Source organism: Bradyrhizobium daqingense (assembly GCF_021044685.1).
Lineage (GTDB): Bacteria > Pseudomonadota > Alphaproteobacteria > Rhizobiales > Xanthobacteraceae > Bradyrhizobium > Bradyrhizobium daqingense.
Genome location: NZ_CP088014.1, coordinates 5,236,326 through 5,256,098 on the forward strand (window position 1 = coordinate 5,236,326; position 19,773 = coordinate 5,256,098).

At 65.4% G+C, this 19,773-nt stretch carries 16 protein-coding genes and 1 pseudogene; 3 read left to right on the forward strand and 14 right to left on the reverse strand.

Annotated elements, in window-relative coordinates:
• Window positions 1–374: 374 nt before the first annotated feature.
• The 12 genes from ilvD to pncA form a co-directional block, all read right to left on the reverse strand.
• On the reverse strand, window positions 375–2,225 hold the full coding sequence (gene ilvD / locus LPJ38_RS24775; protein ID WP_145633742.1) for a dihydroxy-acid dehydratase: 1,851 nt from the start codon (window positions 2,223–2,225) through the stop codon (window positions 375–377).
• 248 nt (window positions 2,226–2,473) lie between these two features.
• Entirely contained in the window at window positions 2,474–3,334 is an 861-nt protein-coding gene (locus tag LPJ38_RS24780; protein ID WP_145633744.1) for an ABC transporter permease, read from the reverse strand.
• Window positions 3,331–4,260: an ABC transporter permease gene (locus LPJ38_RS24785; protein ID WP_167520486.1), complete on the reverse strand. Its 930-nt coding sequence runs from the start codon at window positions 4,258–4,260 to the stop codon at window positions 3,331–3,333. The genes LPJ38_RS24780 and LPJ38_RS24785 overlap by 4 nt, the downstream gene beginning before the upstream one ends.
• The gene (locus LPJ38_RS24790) at window positions 4,260–5,246 is read right to left on the reverse strand and encodes an ABC transporter ATP-binding protein (protein ID WP_145633748.1); all 987 of its coding nucleotides are present in this window, start codon (window positions 5,244–5,246) and stop codon (window positions 4,260–4,262) included. Before LPJ38_RS24790 ends, LPJ38_RS24785 begins: the two co-directional genes overlap by 1 nt.
• Window positions 5,243–6,226, reverse strand: coding sequence for an ABC transporter ATP-binding protein (locus LPJ38_RS24795; RefSeq protein WP_145633751.1), 984 nt, complete (start codon window positions 6,224–6,226; stop codon window positions 5,243–5,245). Before LPJ38_RS24795 ends, LPJ38_RS24790 begins: the two co-directional genes overlap by 4 nt.
• A gap of 3 nt (window positions 6,227–6,229) precedes the next feature.
• Window positions 6,230–7,867, reverse strand: coding sequence for an ABC transporter substrate-binding protein (locus LPJ38_RS24800; RefSeq protein WP_145633752.1), 1,638 nt, complete (start codon window positions 7,865–7,867; stop codon window positions 6,230–6,232).
• Between the two features lie 29 nt (window positions 7,868–7,896).
• The gene (locus LPJ38_RS24805) at window positions 7,897–8,712 is read right to left on the reverse strand and encodes a sugar phosphate isomerase/epimerase family protein (protein WP_145633755.1); all 816 of its coding nucleotides are present in this window, start codon (window positions 8,710–8,712) and stop codon (window positions 7,897–7,899) included.
• Window positions 8,713–9,158: 446 nt separating this feature from the next.
• Window positions 9,159–10,397 carry a DUF1236 domain-containing protein gene (locus tag LPJ38_RS24810; protein ID WP_145633757.1) on the reverse strand — a complete coding sequence of 413 codons (1,239 nt, stop codon included), beginning with the start codon at window positions 10,395–10,397 and terminating at the stop codon, window positions 9,159–9,161.
• 89 nt (window positions 10,398–10,486) lie between these two features.
• The gene (locus tag LPJ38_RS24815; RefSeq protein WP_145633760.1) at window positions 10,487–10,870 is read right to left on the reverse strand and encodes a GrlR family regulatory protein; all 384 of its coding nucleotides are present in this window, start codon (window positions 10,868–10,870) and stop codon (window positions 10,487–10,489) included.
• A gap of 31 nt (window positions 10,871–10,901) precedes the next feature.
• The gene (locus LPJ38_RS24820) at window positions 10,902–12,935 is read right to left on the reverse strand and encodes an NAD(+) synthase (RefSeq protein ID WP_145633763.1); all 2,034 of its coding nucleotides are present in this window, start codon (window positions 12,933–12,935) and stop codon (window positions 10,902–10,904) included.
• Between the two features lie 134 nt (window positions 12,936–13,069).
• Entirely contained in the window at window positions 13,070–14,188 is a 1,119-nt protein-coding gene (locus LPJ38_RS24825) for an alpha/beta fold hydrolase (RefSeq protein WP_145633766.1), read from the reverse strand.
• A 16-nt stretch (window positions 14,189–14,204) separates the two neighbouring features.
• The gene (gene pncA / locus LPJ38_RS24830; protein ID WP_145633768.1) at window positions 14,205–14,831 is read right to left on the reverse strand and encodes a bifunctional nicotinamidase/pyrazinamidase; all 627 of its coding nucleotides are present in this window, start codon (window positions 14,829–14,831) and stop codon (window positions 14,205–14,207) included.
• 268 nt (window positions 14,832–15,099) lie between these two features.
• Here pncA and glk point away from each other — a divergent pair, with 268 nt between their 5' ends.
• Window positions 15,100–16,086, forward strand: a complete 987-nt coding sequence (glk, locus tag LPJ38_RS24835) for a glucokinase (protein WP_145633771.1) — start codon at window positions 15,100–15,102, stop codon at window positions 16,084–16,086.
• A 142-nt stretch (window positions 16,087–16,228) separates the two neighbouring features.
• A pseudogene (locus LPJ38_RS24840) lies at window positions 16,229–16,426 on the forward strand (hypothetical protein); the annotation flags it as partial.
• A 115-nt stretch (window positions 16,427–16,541) separates the two neighbouring features.
• On the opposite strand, the gene LPJ38_RS24845 reads toward LPJ38_RS24840, so the two are convergent.
• Both LPJ38_RS24845 and LPJ38_RS24850 read right to left on the reverse strand, forming a co-directional pair.
• Window positions 16,542–16,919, reverse strand: a complete 378-nt coding sequence (locus tag LPJ38_RS24845; RefSeq protein ID WP_145633774.1) for a response regulator — start codon at window positions 16,917–16,919, stop codon at window positions 16,542–16,544.
• Window positions 16,920–17,031: 112 nt separating this feature from the next.
• Complete coding sequence (locus LPJ38_RS24850; protein ID WP_145633776.1) at window positions 17,032–17,859, reverse strand: Spy/CpxP family protein refolding chaperone; 828 nt, start codon at window positions 17,857–17,859, stop codon at window positions 17,032–17,034.
• Window positions 17,860–18,334: 475 nt separating this feature from the next.
• Here LPJ38_RS24850 and LPJ38_RS24855 point away from each other — a divergent pair, with 475 nt between their 5' ends.
• Window positions 18,335–19,675: an ABC transporter substrate-binding protein gene (locus LPJ38_RS24855; protein WP_145633779.1), complete on the forward strand. Its 1,341-nt coding sequence runs from the start codon at window positions 18,335–18,337 to the stop codon at window positions 19,673–19,675.
• Window positions 19,676–19,773 lie beyond the last annotated feature (98 nt).

The following is a 19,773-nucleotide window of genomic DNA, read 5'->3' on the forward strand; positions in this document are numbered from 1 at the left end:
AATCCGGACCGTTGCGGACGAATCTGAACAGGGCGTCCGCCTCCGGCGAGATCCGGAAAATGAACTTCCGCAGTTCTCATAGGATGGCACAATTAAATTATAAACAAAACGAAATAAATAAGAATTAAATAGCAGATTGGGGATAAATGTATTATGGTGATAGGTGCCTGGCGGGCAAGCCCGCACGTCGGGTGCCCACTTCGCAAACGGCCCTCGCCTCACCCCCAACTAGCCCCCCAGAGGCGGGGGCCGTTTCTTTCCAAAGCTTCATTCCACCTACACGACCTGCAACCGTGCATCGGCGCGCGCTCCCGATAGGAGATCGCGCGTCCTTTCGGAGCGATGAAGCGGGCTTGGCGCTACCGATCAGGCACCTATCTCGAACGCCGCTTCACCTCGCGTACCGCGCCGCGCGCGGCGCTGGTGGTGAGCGCGGCGTAAGCCTGCAGCGCGGTCGAGACGTTGCGCTTGCGGCCTTGCGCCTGCCAGGCGGCATCGCCCTTCGCTTCTTCCGCCGCGCGGCGCTTGGCGAGCTCCTCGTCGGAGACCTCGAGGCTGATGCTGCGGTTCGGGATGTCGATGGCAATGACGTCGCCGGTCCGCACCAGACCGATGTTGCCGCCTTCGGCCGCTTCCGGCGACAAATGGCCGATCGACAGGCCGGAGGAGCCGCCGGAGAAGCGACCGTCGGTGACGAGCGCACAGGCTTTGCCGAGGCCCATCGATTTCAAATAGCTGGTCGGATACAGCATCTCCTGCATGCCGGGGCCGCCGCGCGGGCCTTCGTAGATGATGACCACGACCTCGCCGGCGACGACCTTGCCGCCGAGGATGCCTTCGACGGCGGCGTCCTGGCTCTCGAACACGCGCGCAGGTCCGGAGAATTTCAGGATCGAGGCATCGACACCGGCGGTCTTCACGATGCAGCCGTCCTGCGCGAGGTTGCCGTAAAGCACCGCAAGACCGCCATCCTTGCTGAACGCGTGTTCGAGATCGCGCACGACGCCCTTCTCGCGGTCGGCATCGAGCTCGTCGTACCGGCGCTCCTGGCTGAAGGCGACCTGGGTGGGAATGCCGCCCGGCGAGGCGCGATAGAAGGTGCGCACCGCTTCGCTCTTGGTGCGCTTGATGTCCCAGCGCTCCAGCGCATCGTTCATGGTCGGTGCGTGCACGGTCGAGACCGAAGTGTCGATCAGCCCAGCGCGGTCGAGCTCGCCGAGAATGCCCATGATGCCGCCCGCGCGATGCACGTCCTCGACATGCACGTCAGCGACGGACGGCGCCACCTTGCACAGCACGGGCACGCGGCGCGAGAGGCGGTCGATGTCCTTCATGGTGAACGCCACCTGCCCTTCATGGGCGGCCGCGAGCAGATGCAGCACGGTGTTGGTCGAGCCACCCATGGCGATATCGAGCGTCATCGCGTTCTCGAACGCCTTGAAGTTCGCGACGTTGCGCGGGAGCACGGACGCATCGTCCTGCTCGTAATAGCGGCGGACGAGATCGACGATGGTGTGGCCGGCCTCGACGAACAGGCGCTTGCGATCGGCATGGGTTGCGACCACCGAGCCGTTGCCGGGCAGCGCGAGGCCGAGCGCCTCGGTCAGGCAGTTCATGGAGTTGGCGGTGAACATGCCCGAGCAGGAGCCGCAGGTCGGACACGCCGAGCGCTCGATCACCTTGACGTCCTCGTCGCTGACCTTGCTGTCGGCCGCGGCCACCATGGCGTCGATGAGGTCGACGGCCTTGGTCTTGCCCTGCAGCTTGACCTTGCCGGCCTCCATCGGGCCGCCCGAGACGAACACGGCGGGGATGTTGAGCCGCAGCGCGGCCATCAGCATGCCGGGGGTGATCTTGTCGCAGTTGGAGATGCAGACGAGGCCGTCGGCGCAATGCGCGTTGGCCATGTACTCGACGCTGTCGGCGATCAGCTCGCGCGACGGCAGGCTGTAGAGCATGCCGTCATGGCCCATGGCGATGCCGTCATCGACCGCGATGGTGTTGAACTCCTTGGCGACGCCGCCGGCCTGCTCGATCTCGCGGGCCACGAGCTGGCCGAGGTCCTTCAGATGGACATGGCCGGGCACGAACTGGGTGAAGGAGTTGACGACCGCGATGATCGGTTTGCCGAAATCGGCGTCCTTCATGCCCGTCGCGCGCCAGAGGCCGCGGGCACCCGCCATGTTGCGGCCGTGGGTGGTGGTGCGGGAGCGATAGGCTGGCATGGCGGTTCCGTCCTCGGGTTTGGCAGCCAGGGCGGGAAAATGTGGAGCCGCCTCAGGCCTTTCCGGCCGGATAGCGCAGGCCAGGAACGCGCGCAACGGGAACTTGGGGCGGACAGGGCTCCTCTGCTCCCGGCGCGGGGGCAAGTGCGATCTCAGTCGTCATGCCCGGGCCTGTCCCGGGCATCCACGTTCTTGGTGCCGGGGAAAGGTCGCGGATGACCGGGACAAGCCCGGCCATGACGGAGTTTCTATTGCAACGTCGGATCGAGCCGGTCGCGCAGCCAGTCGCCGATCACGGAGACCGCCAGCGTGGTCACGACGATGGTGGTCGCCGGGGCCAGCATGATCCAGGGCGCCCGGGTCAGGTACTCGCGGCCGTAGCCGACCATGTTGCCGAGGCTGGTCATCGGCGGCTGCACGCCGAGGCCGAGGAAGGACAGGCCTGATTCCATCAGGATCACCTCGGGGAATACCAAGGTGGTCGAGACGATCAGGGTCGAAGCGATGTTGGGCAGGATGTGGCGGAGATAGATCCGCGACGGCGTCGCGCCCAGCTGGCGCACGGCAGCGGCATAGCCTTGCGCATTGGCCGAGATCGCAAGGCCGCGCGCGATGCGGGCGTAACGCTCCCAGCCGAACAGGCCCATCAGGCCGATCAGGAGCGGCAGCGAGTTGCCGAAGAAGGCGAGCACCGCCAGCGCCATGATCAGGAAGGGCATGCTGGCCTGGAAGTCGGTCAGCATCAGCACCAGCTGCTCGACGAACCCGCGAAAATGCGCGGCGAGAAAGCCGAGCGTGGTGCCGACCACGGCCGAGATCGCGGTGGCGCCGAACGCGATCAGGAGCGAGATCCGGATCGAGACCAGAAGACGCGATAGCACGTCGCGGCCGAGCTCGTCGGTGCCGAGCCAGTGCGCGGCATTGCCGGGCGCGGCCAGCCGGTTGCGCAGATCGAGCTGGGTGAAGCCGTAGGGCGCGATCTTCTCGGCGAAGGCGGCGATGAGCAGCATCGCGACGATCCAGGTGATCGCGAGTGCGACCGACACCGGGATTGCCGGAAGGCTGATGTGGCGGCGTGTGGCGGTATCCTTCAGCGTCGCGTCGGTCATGCATGCGCTCCCTTGGTGCGCAGGCGCGGGTCGAGGAAGCCATAGAGGAAATCGACGATCAGGTTGGACGTCACCATGGTCATGGCGACCAGCAGCAGGATGCATTGCACGACGGCGAGGTCGCGGTTGGCGACGGCGACGACGAGCAGGCGCCCTACTCCGGGCCAGGCGAACACGCTCTCCACCACGACCGCGCCGGCGATCAGCGTGCCCACCATGAAGCCGAGGATGGTGACGGTGGGGATCGCCGCGTTCGGCAGCGCATGCGAGGTCACGACCTTGCGCCACGGCACGCCCTTGGCCGAGGCGGTGCGGATGTAGGGCTGGCCCAGCACCTCCAGCATCGCGCTGCGGGTGAAGCGCGCCAGCACGGCCGCACCGCCGAGGCTCAGCGTCGCAATGGGCAGGATGGCGTGGCGCCAGCTGTCCTGCCCGCCCGAGGGCAGCCAGCCGAGCTGCACGGCGAAGACGAGGACCAGCAGAAGCGCGAGCACGAAGCTTGGGACGGTGAAACCGGCAACGGCGGTCATCATCACCACGCGGTCGATCGCCAAGCCCCGATGCAGCGCGGCGTAGATGCCGGCGGGAATGCCGAGCGCCACCTTGAAGAAGAACGCCGGCAAGGTCAGCGCCAATGTCGCGGGAATGCGCTCCAGCACGAGCTCGATCGCAGGGCGGCCGTCGCGCATGGAGCGGCCGAGCTCGCCTTTGGCGATGGCGCCGAAATAGTCGAAATATTGAGCCCAGATGGGATCATCGAGACCCCAGGCCTTGCGGAACGCCGCGAGCACCTCCGGTGGCGCCTCCGGTCCCAGGATCATCAGCGCGGGATCACCGGAGAGACGCAGCACGATGAAGGCGAAGGTGACGACGAGCACGATCGTGAGCGCCGCGCGTCCGATGCGGATCGCGAAATAGCGTCCCATCAGGCTGCATCCCGCGTTTCGGCGCCCGTGACGAGATGGCACGCGACCTGCCGGTCGCCGCCGATCGCCGCGAGTGCAGGCACCTCGCTCCTGCAGCGCGCGACCGCGCGCGGGCAGCGCGGGTGGAAGGCACAGCCTTGCGGTCGCGCTGCCGGGTTCGGCGGGTCGCCCGACAGCACGATGCGGCTCGCGCTACGGCGGCCCGGCGCGGGCGAGGCCGAGACCAGCGCCTGCGTATAAGGATGCTCGGGCCGCGCAAACAGATCGTTGGCGGTGCCGAGCTCGACGATGCGGCCGAGATACATCACGGCGACGACGTTGCTGATCTGCCGGACGACGCGCAGATCGTGGCTGATGAACAGCAGCGTCAGCGACAGCTGCGCCTGGAGATCGCAAAGCAGGTTCACCACCTGCGCCTGGATCGAGACGTCGAGTGCGCTGACCGGCTCGTCGCAGACCAGGAAATCGGGCTTCGTGGCCAGCGCCCGCGCCAGCACGATGCGCTGGCGCTGGCCGCCGGAGAGCGCACCGGGATAGCGCGCGCTATGGGCCGGTGTCAGCTCGACGGCACGCAGCAGCTCGCGGACGCGATGCTCGCGCTCGGCGGGCGCGCCGAGATCGTGGATGTCCAGCGGCTCGCGGATTTGCGTCGCGACCGGCAGCCGCCGGTCCAGCGCGCCCAGCGGATCCTGGAAAATCATCTGCATGCGCGCTCGCTGGGCTCGCCACGCAGCCGTTCCCGGCGCAGCCATTGGCCTACCGTCGAACCGCACCTCGCCGCTATCGGGCGGCTCAAGGCCAAGCACAATGCGGCCCGTCGTCGATTTGCCCGAGCCGGATTCGCCGACGAGGCCAAGCGTCTCACCCTTGGGAATCGTCAGCGACACGCCGTCGACGGCATGAACCGCCGTGGCGCGGCCGAACATTCCGGAACGCATCGCATAGCTGCGCGAGATCGCGGACACCTCGACGAGGGGCACGCTCATTCGGCGGCGATCCCGGGCAGCGCGCGGCGCGAGGCCTCTGCGCGGATGCAGGCAACGCTGCGGTCGTCTGCGATCGGCGCCGGGCTCGGCGCGGCAAGGCCGCACGGCTCGACCGCCAGCATGCAGCGCGGCGCGAAGGCGCAACCATCGGGCATGTGCGCGGGATCGGGCACGGTGCCTGGAATCGCGGTCAGCCGCCGCCGCGGTCCATCGAGCGGCGGCAGCGCGCCGATCAGGCCTTGCGCATAGGGGTGCACGGGATCGGCGAAGAGTTGGTTGCTCGGCGCCTCCTCGACGATGCGGCCAGCATACATCACCGCGACGCGGTCGCAGTTCTCGGCGACGACGCCGAGATCGTGGCTGATCAGGACCATCGCCATGCTCATCTCGCGGCGGACCGTGGAGAGCAGCTCCAGGATCTGCGCCTGGATGGTGGCATCGAGCGCGGTGGTCGGCTCATCCGCGACCAGGAGGTCGGGATTTCCGGCAAGCGCCATTGCGATCATGATGCGCTGGACCTGGCCGCCGGAGAATTCGTGCGGATAGGCGGACAGCCGCCGCGCCGCATCGGGAATTCCGACGAGATCGAGCAGCCGCCGGGCTTCCGCCTTCAGCGCCTCGCCCGAGAGATCGCGATGCAGCGCCAGCGCTTCGCAGAGCTGCCTGCGGATGGTCAGCACCGGATTGAGGGCGCTGGCCGGATCCTGGAAGATCATGGCGACCCGCCCGCCCCTGACCTTGTCGAGCGCGGCGGCCGGCGCGCCGAGGATCTCGCGGCCGTCGAGCAGCACCGAGCCGGAGACCTCGGCGTGGCGCGGCAAGAGGCCGAGGGCAGCAAGCCACGTCACCGACTTGCCCGACCCGGACTCGCCGACGAGGCCCAGAGCCTCGCCCTTCTGCAAGCTGATGTCGACGCCGCGCAGGACCGGCACGCCGCCAAAGGCGACGCGCAAGTCCCTGATGCTGACCAGCGGCGGCACCGCTCAGGCCTCGAAATTGCCGGCGCGGAAATCCATCGCGAAGGCGGGCGCCGCCTTCCACTTGATCGATTTCGGCTTGGCCGTGAAGGTCGCGTTCTGATGCAGCACGGTGTAGGCGGGATCCTCGCGCTCGGCAATCTCCAGCATGCGGCGGAACGCCTTCTTGCGCGCCGCGCGATCGGTCGAGGTCTCCAGGAACTCCGAGAGCTTGTTCAGCTCGGTGTTGGTCCATTCGCCGATCTGCTGCTGCTGGCCGTTCGGGCCATGCTGGGCGACCAGCGAAGACACCGGATCGTTGAAAGCAGCCGAGTTCGACCAGTCGCGCACGGCGCGCCTAGGCGCACGCTCCATGATCTGCGACCAGTTCTCCTTGGTCTCGATCTGGACGTTGAGGCCGACCGACTTCCACATCTCGACCAGCACCTGCGCGGTCGCGACCTGGTTGGTGTAGTAATTGTTGAGCAAGCGATAGGGGATCGGATCGCCTTTGTAGTTGGCCTGCTTCAACAGATCCTGCGCGAGCTTGGGATCGTAAGCCGGCACGCTCCAATCGGCGTTGAACATGTCGCCGTAGAATTCCCATTGCAGGCCCTTCGGCACGCGGGTGCGGCCGGCCCACAGGCTGTCGACGATCGCCTGGCGGTCGATCGCATGGGTGAAGGCGCGCCGGACCAGCGGATTGCCGAGCACGGCGTGGTTCTTGTCGAACACGGTCAGGCGGTGATTGAGAATGGTGCCGCCCTGCACTTCGAACGCCGCGTTCTTCTCGATGCCGGCGATCTGGTCCGGCGGGATGTCGCAGGCGAACTGGTATTCGCCCGACAAGAGTCCGTTGATGCGGCTTGCGACCTCCGGCACTTCGAGGAAGCGGATGCGCTTGAGCGGCGGACGGCCGCCCCAATATTCGTCGTGCGCTTCGAGCGTCAGCGACACGTCGGGCTTGAGCTCCACGACCTTGTAGGGACCGGTGGTGACGGGCTTGCGCGCCCACTCAAGATAGCTCGCAGATTCTTCCCAGGCGCGACGGTTCATGATGTCGGAGCCGTAGCGCATCAGACGGCCCTCGATCGTGACGTCGGGCGTCGCGTTGTAGAAGCGCACCGTGTACTTGTCGACGGCGTCGACGCGCACGAGGTCGGGCCAGATGCGGCGGGCGACCGCGGGAACATCCGGCGGCAGCTCCTTGCCGGGGCGCGGCGTCGGGATCTTCTCGAAGGCCTGGATGGTGGAGCGGCTCTTGGCCTCGGTCTCGCCGAACATGCGCTGGCGGCTGAAGGTGAAGACGACGTCCTCCGCCGTGAGCTCGTCGCCATTGTGGAATTTGACGCCCTGCCGCAGCTTCAGCTCGACGGTCTGGTCGTCGATGCGGCGCCATTCGGTGGCAAGGCCCGGCACGGCCTCGAGATTGCCGCGCCAGTTCTTGGAGATCAGGCCTTCCCAGATCGAGGAGAAGAACACCCGCTCGCCGACATTGGATTGCTCGCGCAGCACGTCGAGCACGTTGGCGTTCGTCACCTTCTGCACGGCGACCGTCACCGACGGACGATTGTCGGCCTGCCCGATCGCAAAGCGCGGCAGAAGCAACGTGCCTGCGGCAGCGCCGCCGGATTTCAGGATGGTGCGACGGGTGAGCTTGCTCATGGTGGTGACCCTGCCCTTTGTGATGTCGGTTATTCGGCAAGCCCGAGCGCGGCGAGATGGGCTGCGCCGGCGCGGACGTCGTCATGGTTGCGGAGTTCGAGGATCAGCCGCGGGTTGGAATTCAGCCGTCCCAGCGCGCGGAACACCGCGACCCACGGGATGTTGCCCTCGCCCGGCGCCCAGTGCCGGTCGGCAAAGCCGTCGGTGTCCTGGAGGTGCACATGGGTCAGCATGTCACCAGCGGTTTCGACGTAGTAATCGACCGGCGGCGCGCCGGTGGAGATGTGAGCGTAGTTGGCGTGCCCGGTATCGAGCGAGACGCGGACCTTACTGCTTTCGAGCGCCTTGGCGAGGCGCACGCGGTCGCGCGGATCCTTGTCCTCGATATTCTCAATGACGATTTCGCAGCCGATCGTCTCGGCGCGCGCAATGACTTCGGCGAGCGTCGCCTTGACGCGTTCGACGAGATTGCCGCGATTGTCAGGATAAAGATCGAGATTGTTGTGGTCCCAGGTCGTGAACGGCGAATGGATCACCATCTGCGTCGCGCCGAGGAACTCGGCGGCTTCCAGTCCCTGGAGCAGGCGCTTGGTCACGGCCTGACGGATCATGGGATCGTGGCTATCGATCTTGAAGCCCCAGAACGGGCCGTGAATGCCGAGCCGGCCGGTGTGGCCCGCGAGCATCTGCTTGATGTCGCTCGCCGCGCTGCGCCAATCGCTATCGAGCAGATCGGCGCGGAAGAAATCCTGGACCTCGAGATCGCGTTGCCGTTCCAGAAGCCAGTCGCGATGCGCGGGGATCGATTTGATGGACAATGCGGCGCCCAGCACCGGCTTCGACATGGCTTGCTCCTTGGCCGTCAGCGATGACGGGAGCAGCGCTAGACCAGTTCAATGACAGGCTGGTGAAATGCAGGTTGAGAGGTGCCGGTGAGATGTGGACATCTTGCTGGTTGTCGCTTCCGGATCAGGCACGACGGGCGCACCGATGCCGAACGAACACAGGGCAAGCGGTATCGAGTCCGTAGTGACCCGGAATGGAATCCTAACCAACCTTCGCGTACATCGCGGGACATCGATCGGCGGCCACTTCCACGGGCATCACCCTCTGATCGCGCTACATGGGGTTGGGGGACCACATGGGGCGGGGGATTGAAGGCTGGGGCAAGGTGACGAGGTCCGGACTCCTAGGCACTCCGGACCTCGAAACTTTTTAGATTGAACGCAGCAACGCGCCGTCCGGGTGGGGCATCCGGGCGGCGCGTTGTTGTTTCAACGTAGTCTTTGGGTTAGCGCGTCTGCGGCTCCAGCGTCACCGTGCAATCGCCCTGCCCTTGCGTCGCGACCACGATGTTGCCCGCGGGAGCGCCGAGGGCGATCGGCGCGGACGAGCCGCCGCCGGGCATCTGCACGATCACGCTCGGGGAATCGGTGCGCGCTGTCGAACCCACGGTTGTCGGTTCGGCCTGGGCCACATTGCCGGAGGCATCACGCCGCATGACCTGGCAGTTCACCATGTTTCCACCAGCCGCAGCCATGCTTGATGACGAGGTGCTGCCGCCCATTTGGGCGCGGGCGCGCGAGGGATCACGAGGCACCTGGCTGACGATGCGATGGGAGCGCGGCTCCACGATGACGACCTCGTCTTCCGTCGCGAAATATTCGTAGTCCCGATAGGCAGGCTCGATCGAGACGATCTCGGGCGGAAGCCGATGCAGCCGCACGCGCGAGGGAATCGTCTCGCCGACCCGGATCGAGATGTTCAGATTGCGCACCGGCTGCGCCAGCCGTGCGCGGCTGACCGTTTCGGAGATCCGGACCTGCTTCTCGCTCGTCACCTGGGCCTGCTGATTGACCTGCGTGTTGGTCTGCGTGGCCTGATTGGTCTGTGTGCTAGATGTGCCGGGTGCGGTCTGCGCATTGTTGGTGGGAGCTGTCCGGTTCGTGTCGGTGGCGGTGGCCGGCCTGTTATTCTGTTGCGCCGGTGGCTGTTGCTCGGCCGCATTGCGCGGCGGCTGGGCCTGGTTGCGCTCGTTCTGGTTGGCTGTGGCGCCAGTCCGCTCGTTCTGCTGGCCAGTCTTGGACTTCTCGGACTCGGCCGTTGATTTCTGTGGCGCCGATTTGTCCTGCTTAGTCTCAGCACTGCTCTTGCTGTCGCGCCCCTGCTTCGTGCCCTCCGCCTCACGGTTGCGATCGCGCGAAGGCTCGCGGGAGTCTTGTGCCTGATCCCTCGTCTTTGGTTGGTTGCGCTCGGCAGAACTCGGTGACTGGCGTTTGTCGTCGCTCGCCTCCTGCTTGGCAGCGCCGCCCCTCTCTTCACGGCCTGGGCCCTGGAGTCGCTCTTGAGCGCCCTGGGCGCGCTCTTGAACACGTTCCTGGGCTCCGCCGCGCTGCGGCCCGGCGCCCTTCGCCGGTTCCTCAGTCCGCCGCGGTTCGTCCCTGCGCTCACCGGGTGCCTGGGCGTAAGCAACGCCGGAAGCAAGCATCAGTCCGATAGCTGCAGTCGATAACATTAAGTGCCTGCGCATGTCCCTCTCCTCGAAATCACAACAACAGACGCGAACGTTCTGTGGGTGCGAAGGTTCCTGAGCAGGAACGCGGAGGGATCAGGCCGGGTTCACATTGCGTCCTTCAGCGTGAGGCGGGCCGTGAATGTCACGGTGGTCTTGCCGACCAGCGCCATGCCTTCGACCTCGGCGCCACCGGCGGAATAGTGCCCCGAAAAGCCGCAGGTGACCTCGCGGCCGGCGAATGCGAGCGTCCTGCCGATGGCTTCAGTATGCTGATTGACAATCATGTCGCCGCGCCACTTGCCGTTCCGGAACGTGTAGCTGCCGGTGTAGTAAAAATAGCTGTCCCCACCCATGATGCGCCCGTCGCAGAGCATGACCACGCCCCTGGCCTGTCCGCGCTTGCCATCACGCATCTCGATGTCGAAGATGTAGAGGCCGTTGACGACCCCGGCCTCCGCGCCCGCCTCTGCTCCATCCCCGGCCGACATCGCTCATCTCCATGTCGATCCGCCGTCCCGATCAGGTCGGCACGTTCCGTTCCAGATCCTCGAGCCACGCCGCGGCGCTCGCATCCGACGGCGCGCGCCAGTCGCCGCGCGGCGACAGCGAACCGCCGGCCGAGACTTTCGGCCCGTTCGGCATCGCCGAGCGTTTGAACTGGCTGAAGGCGAAGAAGCGGCGCAGGAATACTTCGAGCCAGCGCCGGATCTCGGCCAGCTCGTAAGCTTTGCGCCGATCGGTCGGGAAGGCCGGCGGCCACTCCCCTTTGGCGGCGTCCTTCCAGGCATGCTGCGCCATGAAGGCGATCTTGGACGGACGCATGCCGAAGCGCAACGTGTAGAACAGGTTGAAATCCTGCAGCTCGTAGGGACCGACGGCCGCTTCCGTGCTCTGCGGCTTCTCGCCGGCCTCCACCGGCACGAGTTCCGGCGAGATCTCGGCTGCCAGAATCGCGCCGAGCGTGCGGTTGACGTCGTCGCTGAACTGCTTGGAAGAGATCACCCAGCGGATCAGATGCTGGATCAGCGTCTTCGGCACGCCGGCATTGACGTTGTAATGCGCCATCTGGTCGCCGACCCCGTAGGTACACCAGCCGAGCGCGAGCTCGGAGAGATCACCGGTTCCGATGACGATGCCGCCATGATGGTTGGCGAGCCGGAACAGATAATCCGTGCGCAGGCCCGCTTGAACGTTCTCGAAGGTGACGTCGTAGACTTTCTCGCCCTTGCCGAAGGGATGGCCGATATCTTTGAGCATCTGCGTCGCGGTGGTGCGGATGTCGAGCTCCTGCCAGCTCGTCTGTAAGGCCTTCATCAACGCCAGCGCATGGGTCTTGCTCTCGCTGCCGGTGGCAAAGCCCGGCATGGTGTAGGTGAGGATGTTCTGGCGCGGCAGGCCGAGCAGGTCGACCGCCTTGGCGGCAACGATCAGAGCATGGGTGGAATCGAGCCCGCCCGAAACGCCGATCACGACGCGCTTGGTACCGGTGGCGCGCATGCGCTGCACGAGACCGGCGACCTGGATGTTGTAGGCCTCATAGCAATCCTGCTCGAGCAGGCTCTCGTCGCTCGGCACGAACGGAAAGCGCTCGATCTTGCGCAGGAAGCCGATGTCATCAGCCGGCGGCTTCAGGGCGAATGTCACCTTGCGGAAAAACGCCTCGCGCTGCCGACGGTTGTCGTCGAAGGTGCCCATCAACGCGCGCTCCTGCCTGAGCAGGTCGAGATCGATGTCGGCATAGGTGATCTGGCCGCCCTGGCGGAACCGCTCGCCCGCGGCCAGCAGCGCGCCGTTCTCGTAGATCGAGGTCTGGCCGTCCCAGGCGAGATCGGTGGTCGATTCGCCTGCCCCCGCAGCGGAATAGACGTAGGCTGCGAGACAGCGCGCCGATGTCGACTGGCACAGCAGCGCGCGCGAACGCGCCCGGCCGATCGTGATCGGGCTGCCCGAGAGGTTGATCAGCACGCTGGCGCCCGCGAGCGCGAGCTCGGAGGCGGGTGTCACCGGGATCCACATATCCTCGCAGATCTCGACGCCGATGGTGAGGCCCGGAACGTCCTCGGCCGAAAACAACAGATCGATACCGAACGGCGCGTGCAAGCCACCAAACGAGATCGTCTCGCCGGCGATGCCGGCGCCCGAGGCGAAGTGCCGCCCCTCGTAGAATTCGCGATAGGTCGGCAGATAGCTCTTTGGCACCACACCGAGGACGTTGCCGCGATGGATAACGACGGCGCAATTGTAGATGCGATTGCCAAAGCGCAGCGGCGCGCCGACCATCAGGACCGTCATCAGCGCCGATGAGGCCTCGACGATCGCCACGAGCCCGCGCTCGACCGCATCGAGCAGCGGATCCTGCTTGACGAGGTCTTCGATCGCGTAACCGGACAGGCACAGCTCGGGAAACACGGCGACCGCCACCGATTGTTCGTGGCAGGCATTCGCCGCCGCCAGGATGGCCTCAGCATTCGCGGAGGGATCTGCCACATGGGAGGTGGTGACGCACGCCGCCACGCGCGCAAATCCATGGGCGTAGATCGAGTGAAAACTCATCGAGCGCAGTACCTTTGATCTTGTCGCGGCCGCAGCCGCCCCTTCGACGTCATATGTAACCCATCGACCCGGCCCCGTGCAGGCCATCCGCCGTCATGCATAACGGACTTGCATGGCCGCCCGGCGCCCGCACGTCAGGCGCTGCGGGCCAGAACTCCAGACAGGTCGCCGCGCAGCCATTCGGCGATCCGGGGCCAGGCATGAGCGTGGGTCCGCGCTCCCATGAACAGGCCGAGATGATTGCTCGGCTCGGACGCCGCCGCAATGAAGGGCGGCGGCGTGCCCACGAGACCGGCGGTGGCGAGCGCCTGCGCGGCCGGCACGACGTCGTCGTCCAGTCCGGCCAGCAGGAAGATCGGCACCTTGACGTCCTTGAGGTCGACGGTGCGGCCGAGCGCGACGAATGCGCCGCCGGCGATCCGGTTCTCCCGGAAGATCCAATTGACGATCTGAAGATAATAGGTGCCCGGCAGATCGAGCGTTTCGGTATTCCAGCGATCGAAACGGGCGAGCAGCGCGGCGCCCTCCTCGTCCGAAATATCCCTCTGCAACGCCGCCTCGATGTCGTCGCAGCTTGGCGTCTTCGACCACAGACGCAGCATCTCCTCGCCGCTGACATTGCCGCCGCCGCGCGCGACGAGCTGGTCGTAGACCAGGTCGGGGGCGTTGCGGGTGAGCCGCGACAATGACGACTCGATCGAGAGGTCGACCGGGGCCCCGACCAAGACCAGGCGCCGCACCTTGGCCGGAAAGCGCGCCGCGTAGAGCAGCGACAGCCAGCCGCCCTGGCACAGGCCGACGAGATCGACTGGCGCACCGATCTCGTCGACGGCGACGTTGAGATCGGAGAGGTAATTGTCGATCGAGAGATAGCGCATGTCGGGCGAAGCTGATCGCCACTCCGTAAGATAGACCCGGTCGATGCCCCTGGCTTGGAGCGACTGCACCACGCTGTGGCCGGGCGCGAAGTCGGCGACCAGGGCCCGGTGCAGCGCATAAGGTGCACAGACCAGCGCCGGCTGGCCGGAGCGCGTCCGCGTGCAATCGCGCAGCCGCATGGTCGCAAGCTCCAGTGCGACGGCGTTCGGCGTGGTCCAGGGCAGATTGCTCTCATCCTGCTCCACTGGTGCACCGCGATCGAGCCACCAGAAGCAGGCGTCCATGGCTAGCCGCGCGGCTGCAAACGGCCACAGCAGTGGGTCATCGGGGGGGTGCCCGGGTCCGTGCGACTGTTTGCTGGTCTTGTCCGCCATGGCTATCTCGATCTCCTCACAGGAACGCTTCGAGGCCGATCACCGAAATGCCGAGCTCCCTGAAACTGCGATGAGCCGCGGCCACAGAGCCATCGAGGTCGATGCCGCGGCAGGCATCCTCGATGACGGCAACCTCGAAGCCTGCCTTGCGGGCGTCCTCCGCCGAGAAGCGGACGCAGAAATCCAGCGCCAGGCCGGCGACGAAGACGGTCTTCAGCTCGCGCTCGCGCAAATATCCGAGCAGGCCCGTCGGCGTCCTCTTGTCGTTCTCGAACAATGCCGAATAGGAATCGATGCCGCGGCGAAAGCCCTTGCGGACCACGAGATTCGCCCTGTCGACGTCGATTTCCCGGTGGAATTCGGCGCCCGCGGTGCCCTGCACGCAATGCGTCGGCCACAGCACCTGGGTGCCATAGTCGAGCTCGATGGTCTGGAACGGCTGCTTGCCCGCATGGTTCGGCGCGAACGAGACGTGGTCACTTGGATGCCAGTCCTGGGTCAGCACCACATTGGTGAATTTTTGGGCGATTCGGTTGATGGCGGGGACGACCTTCTCGCCGCCGGGAACGGCGAGCGCTCCACCGGTGCAGAAATCGTTCTGCACGTCGATGATCAGCAGCACGTCGCGGTCGGAAATCTTCATCGTTTTCTTTCCATCTGCGGCGGGACGGCGCTAGTCACCGCGCGCTCCCTTAGTGTCGGCCTTCCCGCGCTGTCGCGCAACCGCTGGCCGGTGCGAAAAGCTGCGCGAATTGGTCACCGGACGAGCTGTCGGGATGCAACGGTTTGATGTCGTCCGTGTTGACTAGCCGCACCCAAGGACGGATTCTGAAAGCCGTTCGCAATTTGCGATCGGAGAAAGCGGAGGAAGCGGTTCCCGCAGCCGGCAAAGCTGCGGCAGCCATATCGCCATGACCATCGGCAAGACAGAACAGATGCTTCTCGCCGATATCGGCGGCACCAACGCGCGCTTCGCGCTGAGCCAGGTCGACTCCAGCGGCTGCGATCCGGCCGGACCAATCGACTATGTGAAGGTCGCCGACTTCCCAACCGTCCGGGAAGCCATCGTCGATGTCCTCGCACGCCGGGCCGGTGGTCAAACGCCCCGACGAGCCGTGCTGGCGGTTGCGGGGCCCGTGACCAACAATCGCTGCGTCATGACCAACAGTCCCTGGGTCATCGACGGCAACGAGCTGCAACCCACTCTCGGTTTCGACAGCGTCCACGTGCTCAACGATTTCGAGGTGGTGGCCTGGTCCCTGCCCGCCTTGCAGCCTGCCGACCTGATCCCGCTCGGTGGACAGGATGGCCTGCCTGGAGAACCCCTCCTCGTGGTCGGCCCGGGCACCGGTTTTGGCGTATCCTGTCTGGTCGAGCGCCATGGCGCGCGGCTGGCGGTGGTGACGGAGGCCGGTCACGCGACCCTGCCGGCGGAGAACGAGCGCGAAGAACGCTTGATCGCCTGTCTGCGCAAGCGCCTCGGCCATGTCTCGATCGAACGCGGCGCGCTCTCGGGTTCCGGCCTGCAAAGTCTCTACGAGGCTCTGGCCGAGGTCGACGGCACCCAGGTGCCGCATCGCGATCCCGCCGCCATCACCAAAGCCGCGCTGGAGGGCAGCTGCCCGATCAGCCGCGCGACGCTCGACATGTTCTGCGCCATCCTCGGCTCGGTCGCCGGCAATCTCGCGGTGACCTTTGGCGCCCGCGGCGGTGTCTATATTGCCGGTGGAATCGCGCCGCGTTTTCCGGAATTCCTCGCGGCCTCCGCCTTCCGCGCACGCTTCGAGGCCAAGGGGCGCTTCCAGGATTACTTGCGCAACATTCCGACCCGGCTGGTCATCAAGCCGGATGCGAGCTTCGTCGGGCTCAAGATGTTCGCCGAGCACAATGCGAATTGAGCGACGGCGTCGGTTTCCGCCGGTTCCACAATTCACAACTGATTAAGGTATCCGCGTGGTTCCGCGCAGGATCTGCTTGCCTGGTTGTTCCCGATGCGAAACACTCCTGCCCGGTGTGTGGCGTAGTTGCGGGGGGCGTGACATGCGTAAGCAGGATTTGGGTTTCGACTATCACCGCTATCACCGCCTGCTGACCGAGGCGGATAACGAGGACAAGCGGCTGGCCTTGATCGAGCTCTTGATCGAGGAGAAGGCGAAGGACCGGCTGGCGGCCCAGCGCGCCTCGGATCGTGCCGCCATGACCGCGCAGACCATTGCTACAGTGTTGAAGAACGGCCGATACCGCGACCTCGCGCTCCTCACGCGCGGTCCTGCCGCTGATTCCAGTGCGGCGACTTCGCCGTCACCCAGCGCGGCGACTTCGCCGTCACCCAGTGCGGCGTCTTCGCCGTCGCTCAGTGCGGCGTCTTCGCCGGTGCTTCCGGAAACATCGAATCGATCATTGCCTTGAGCTGATCCATGGCGATCGGCTTGCGCAGGATGGGCCTGCGCCGGAGCAAGGACGGCAGCAGCTCCGGGCCGTAACCCGTGGCGAACAGGAACGGCTTGCCGCGGCGCTCGATCAGGTCGGCGACGGGATCGACATAGACGCCCATCAGGTTGATGTCGAGGATGGCCAGATCGTATTGCGCGGTCATGGCGAAGGCGCTGGCGTCGCGCACGTTGTCCGCTTCCGCGACAACGTGGTGGCCGAGTTCCTCCACCATGTCGGCGATCATCATCCGGATCAACGCCTCGTCTTCGACCAGGAAAACGGAGAGTCCGTCCGCCATATCAACCCCACAGTCAGCCTTACCAAGCTAACCATAACCGAATTGCGGAGAGGATACACGATTTCGTGGCGAGCTCCGTTAATTCAGACGCGCCCGATCCGATTCAACTTGATTAATCCAATCCGCGCTCGTGGCTCAGGCGCACCATCTCCTGGATGAAGACCTGCTTCTGCTTGTCGTCGAGGCTCGAAAAGAGCGGCTCGGCCGCGTCGGCGACGTTGCGCTGGTCCGCAGCCCGGTCAATCAGGAACTGGGACTCATTGCGCATCTGCTCGATGATGTCGTCGGGCGGATCGCGCTTGGCGCGGGCAACCCGCAGGTTGAGCCGCTCCGCACCATTGTGCCCCAGGTAGTGCATGGCGCTCGAGAAGCCGTACCAGTGCTTCTCCTGATCGGGCGTGAGGTTCAGCTCGGTCTTGATCCTCTCGATATAGGCATCGCTGTTGGCGACGATCTGCTCCGCGGTCTGCTGCGGTGCGCCGGGCTGGGTCAGGACCGTGACACCCTGATTGTCTTTATTATCCTTGCTGTCTTTATTGTCCTTGCCGCCCGGCGGGGCGTTCTTGGCCTCCTTGGTCGCCTTGGCGCCCTTGCTTGCCTTGGCGCTCTTGGCATCCTTGTCCTTGCCGGCCGGCTGCTTTGAGTCCTTCGCGTCCTTGCTGGCCTCCCTGTTGGGCTCCTTGGGCGGTGGCGCCTGATTGGGACTGTTGCCGACGCCGAGCACGCCGGTGAAGACGCCCACCACGCCGCCGATGGCGCCGCCGAGCACGCCGCCGACCGGACCTGCCGCCTTGTTTCCTGCCGCCGCCCCCTCCTGAACGCCTTTGACCAGACCTTGGGCATTCGCCACCGCGGCCGTGCCGAGCAGCAGCGCGAGTACCGATCCCAGCGCAAACCATCGTCGCAGGTGAAGCCGCGCTCGCAGCGCCGGTTTGATCATTCTCGTCTCCATCGTCGATCGGCTGGCCTGTTAGGCTCTCGCCAATTGCAACTCTATCGTTTCGGCCGCGCCGAGGTCCAGACGCCGCCGATCGCCGTCCACGCCTGAAAAGTCTTTCGCGCGAAGCGGTTATGCAGGCTTATTTGAAACTGCGGCGTAATTGCGCACGGATGGCTCGCTGACTCGTTTGCGCGAAGTGTGCATCGCAAAATAAACCTCGCACCGACGTGCAACGCGTGATCCCGACATGCGATCGCGACGATCGCCGAGCACGCCAATAGTTCTAGAGAAAGAAGCCGTTCGGCTTTCTCGACAGACGCGATCAATCATGATCTGATCGCGCTACCAATTTGCTGCCGCTTGCGTGATTTTCTCTCGCAGGCCGGCGGCACCAATAAGAAAATCGAACAATAACAACTCGAAAAGAAAGTCTCAGAGGAAACTCCAACAACAAGCACCCAGGCGAGGAAACGAGATGTCACGCAAGACACTGACCCGACGTCAATTTGTGGCTGCCACTGCAATGTCCTCCGCGGCGCTGATCTCAGCGCCCTATGTTCGGGGCGCTTACGCCGCCGGCAAGCTCTCGATCGGCTTCTGGGACCATTGGGTCCCCGGCGCGAACAAGGCCTCGACCGACCTCGTCAACGAATGGGCCGCCAAGGAGAAGGTCGAAGTCTCCATCGACTACATCACCAGCAACAACAAGAAGCTCGAACTGACCGTCGCCGCCGAAGCCCAGGCGAAATCCGGTCACGACATTCTCCAGATGCCGACCTGGTGGCCGCACGCCTATGCAGACCAGCTCGAGTCGGTCACCGACATCATGGGGCCGATCATCAAGCAGAACGGCGAGGTGAACGGCACGACCAAATATCTCGGCCAGGCCGGCGGCAAATGGCTCGCCGTCCCTGCCACCGTCGGCAGCCAGATCAAGGGCCCCTGCTCCCGCATCGACCTGATGAAGAAGCATGCCGGCATCGACGTCCAGGAGATGTATCCGGCGGGCAGCACGCCAAAGGACGAGAACTGGACGACCGACACTTTTCTCAAGGCCGCCGAAGCCTGCAACAAGGCCGGCGTGCCGTTCGGGATCGGCCTCGGCGAGACCACCGACAGCGTCGATACCGCCGGCGCGATCTTCCAGTCATTCGGCGCCGAGCTCGTGAACGCCAAGGGGGACATCACGGTGAAGACTGACGCCGTGCGCCAGGCGCTCGAATTCTACAAGAAGCTGATCGCGGTGCTTCCGGCAGACGCCGCCTCCTGGGATGACGCGTCCAACAACAAATGGCTGATCTCCGGCCGCGGCGCACTGATCCTGAATCCGCCGAGCTCATGGGCCGTTGCCAAACGCGACGCACCGCAGGTCGCCGAGCAATGCTGGACGCACGGCATGCCGGCCGGTCCGAAGGGCCGCTTCGCACCGTTCCTGCCCTATTTCTGGGGCGTCTGGGCCTTCGGCAAGAACAAGGAAGCCGCCAAGAGCCTGCTGACCCATCTGTCGCAACCCTCGTCGATCGAAAAGTTCGTCGCGGCGAGCGGCGGCTACGACCTCCCGGCTTTCGCAAACATGACGAAGCTGAAGACGTGGGCCGAGGAAGGACCGCCGAAGGGCACGCTCTATAGCTATCCCGACCCGCATGGCCGCCAGACGATGTCGATCGCGGCCTCGCCGGCTCCTCCGAAGATCGCACAGCAGATCTACAGCCAGGCGACGCTGACCAAGCTGGCGCTACGGTATGCGCGCGGCGAGACAATGGAACAGGCGCTCGCTTGGGCCGAGGGCGAGTGCGAAGGCTTCATGCGGAGCTGATGCCGGTGGATCACGGCGGCTCGCGCGCTTGCGCGTGAGCCGCCGATCATTCCGACCGTTCCATCCTCTTTCGAGAGAAGCCGACCGATATGGCCGGC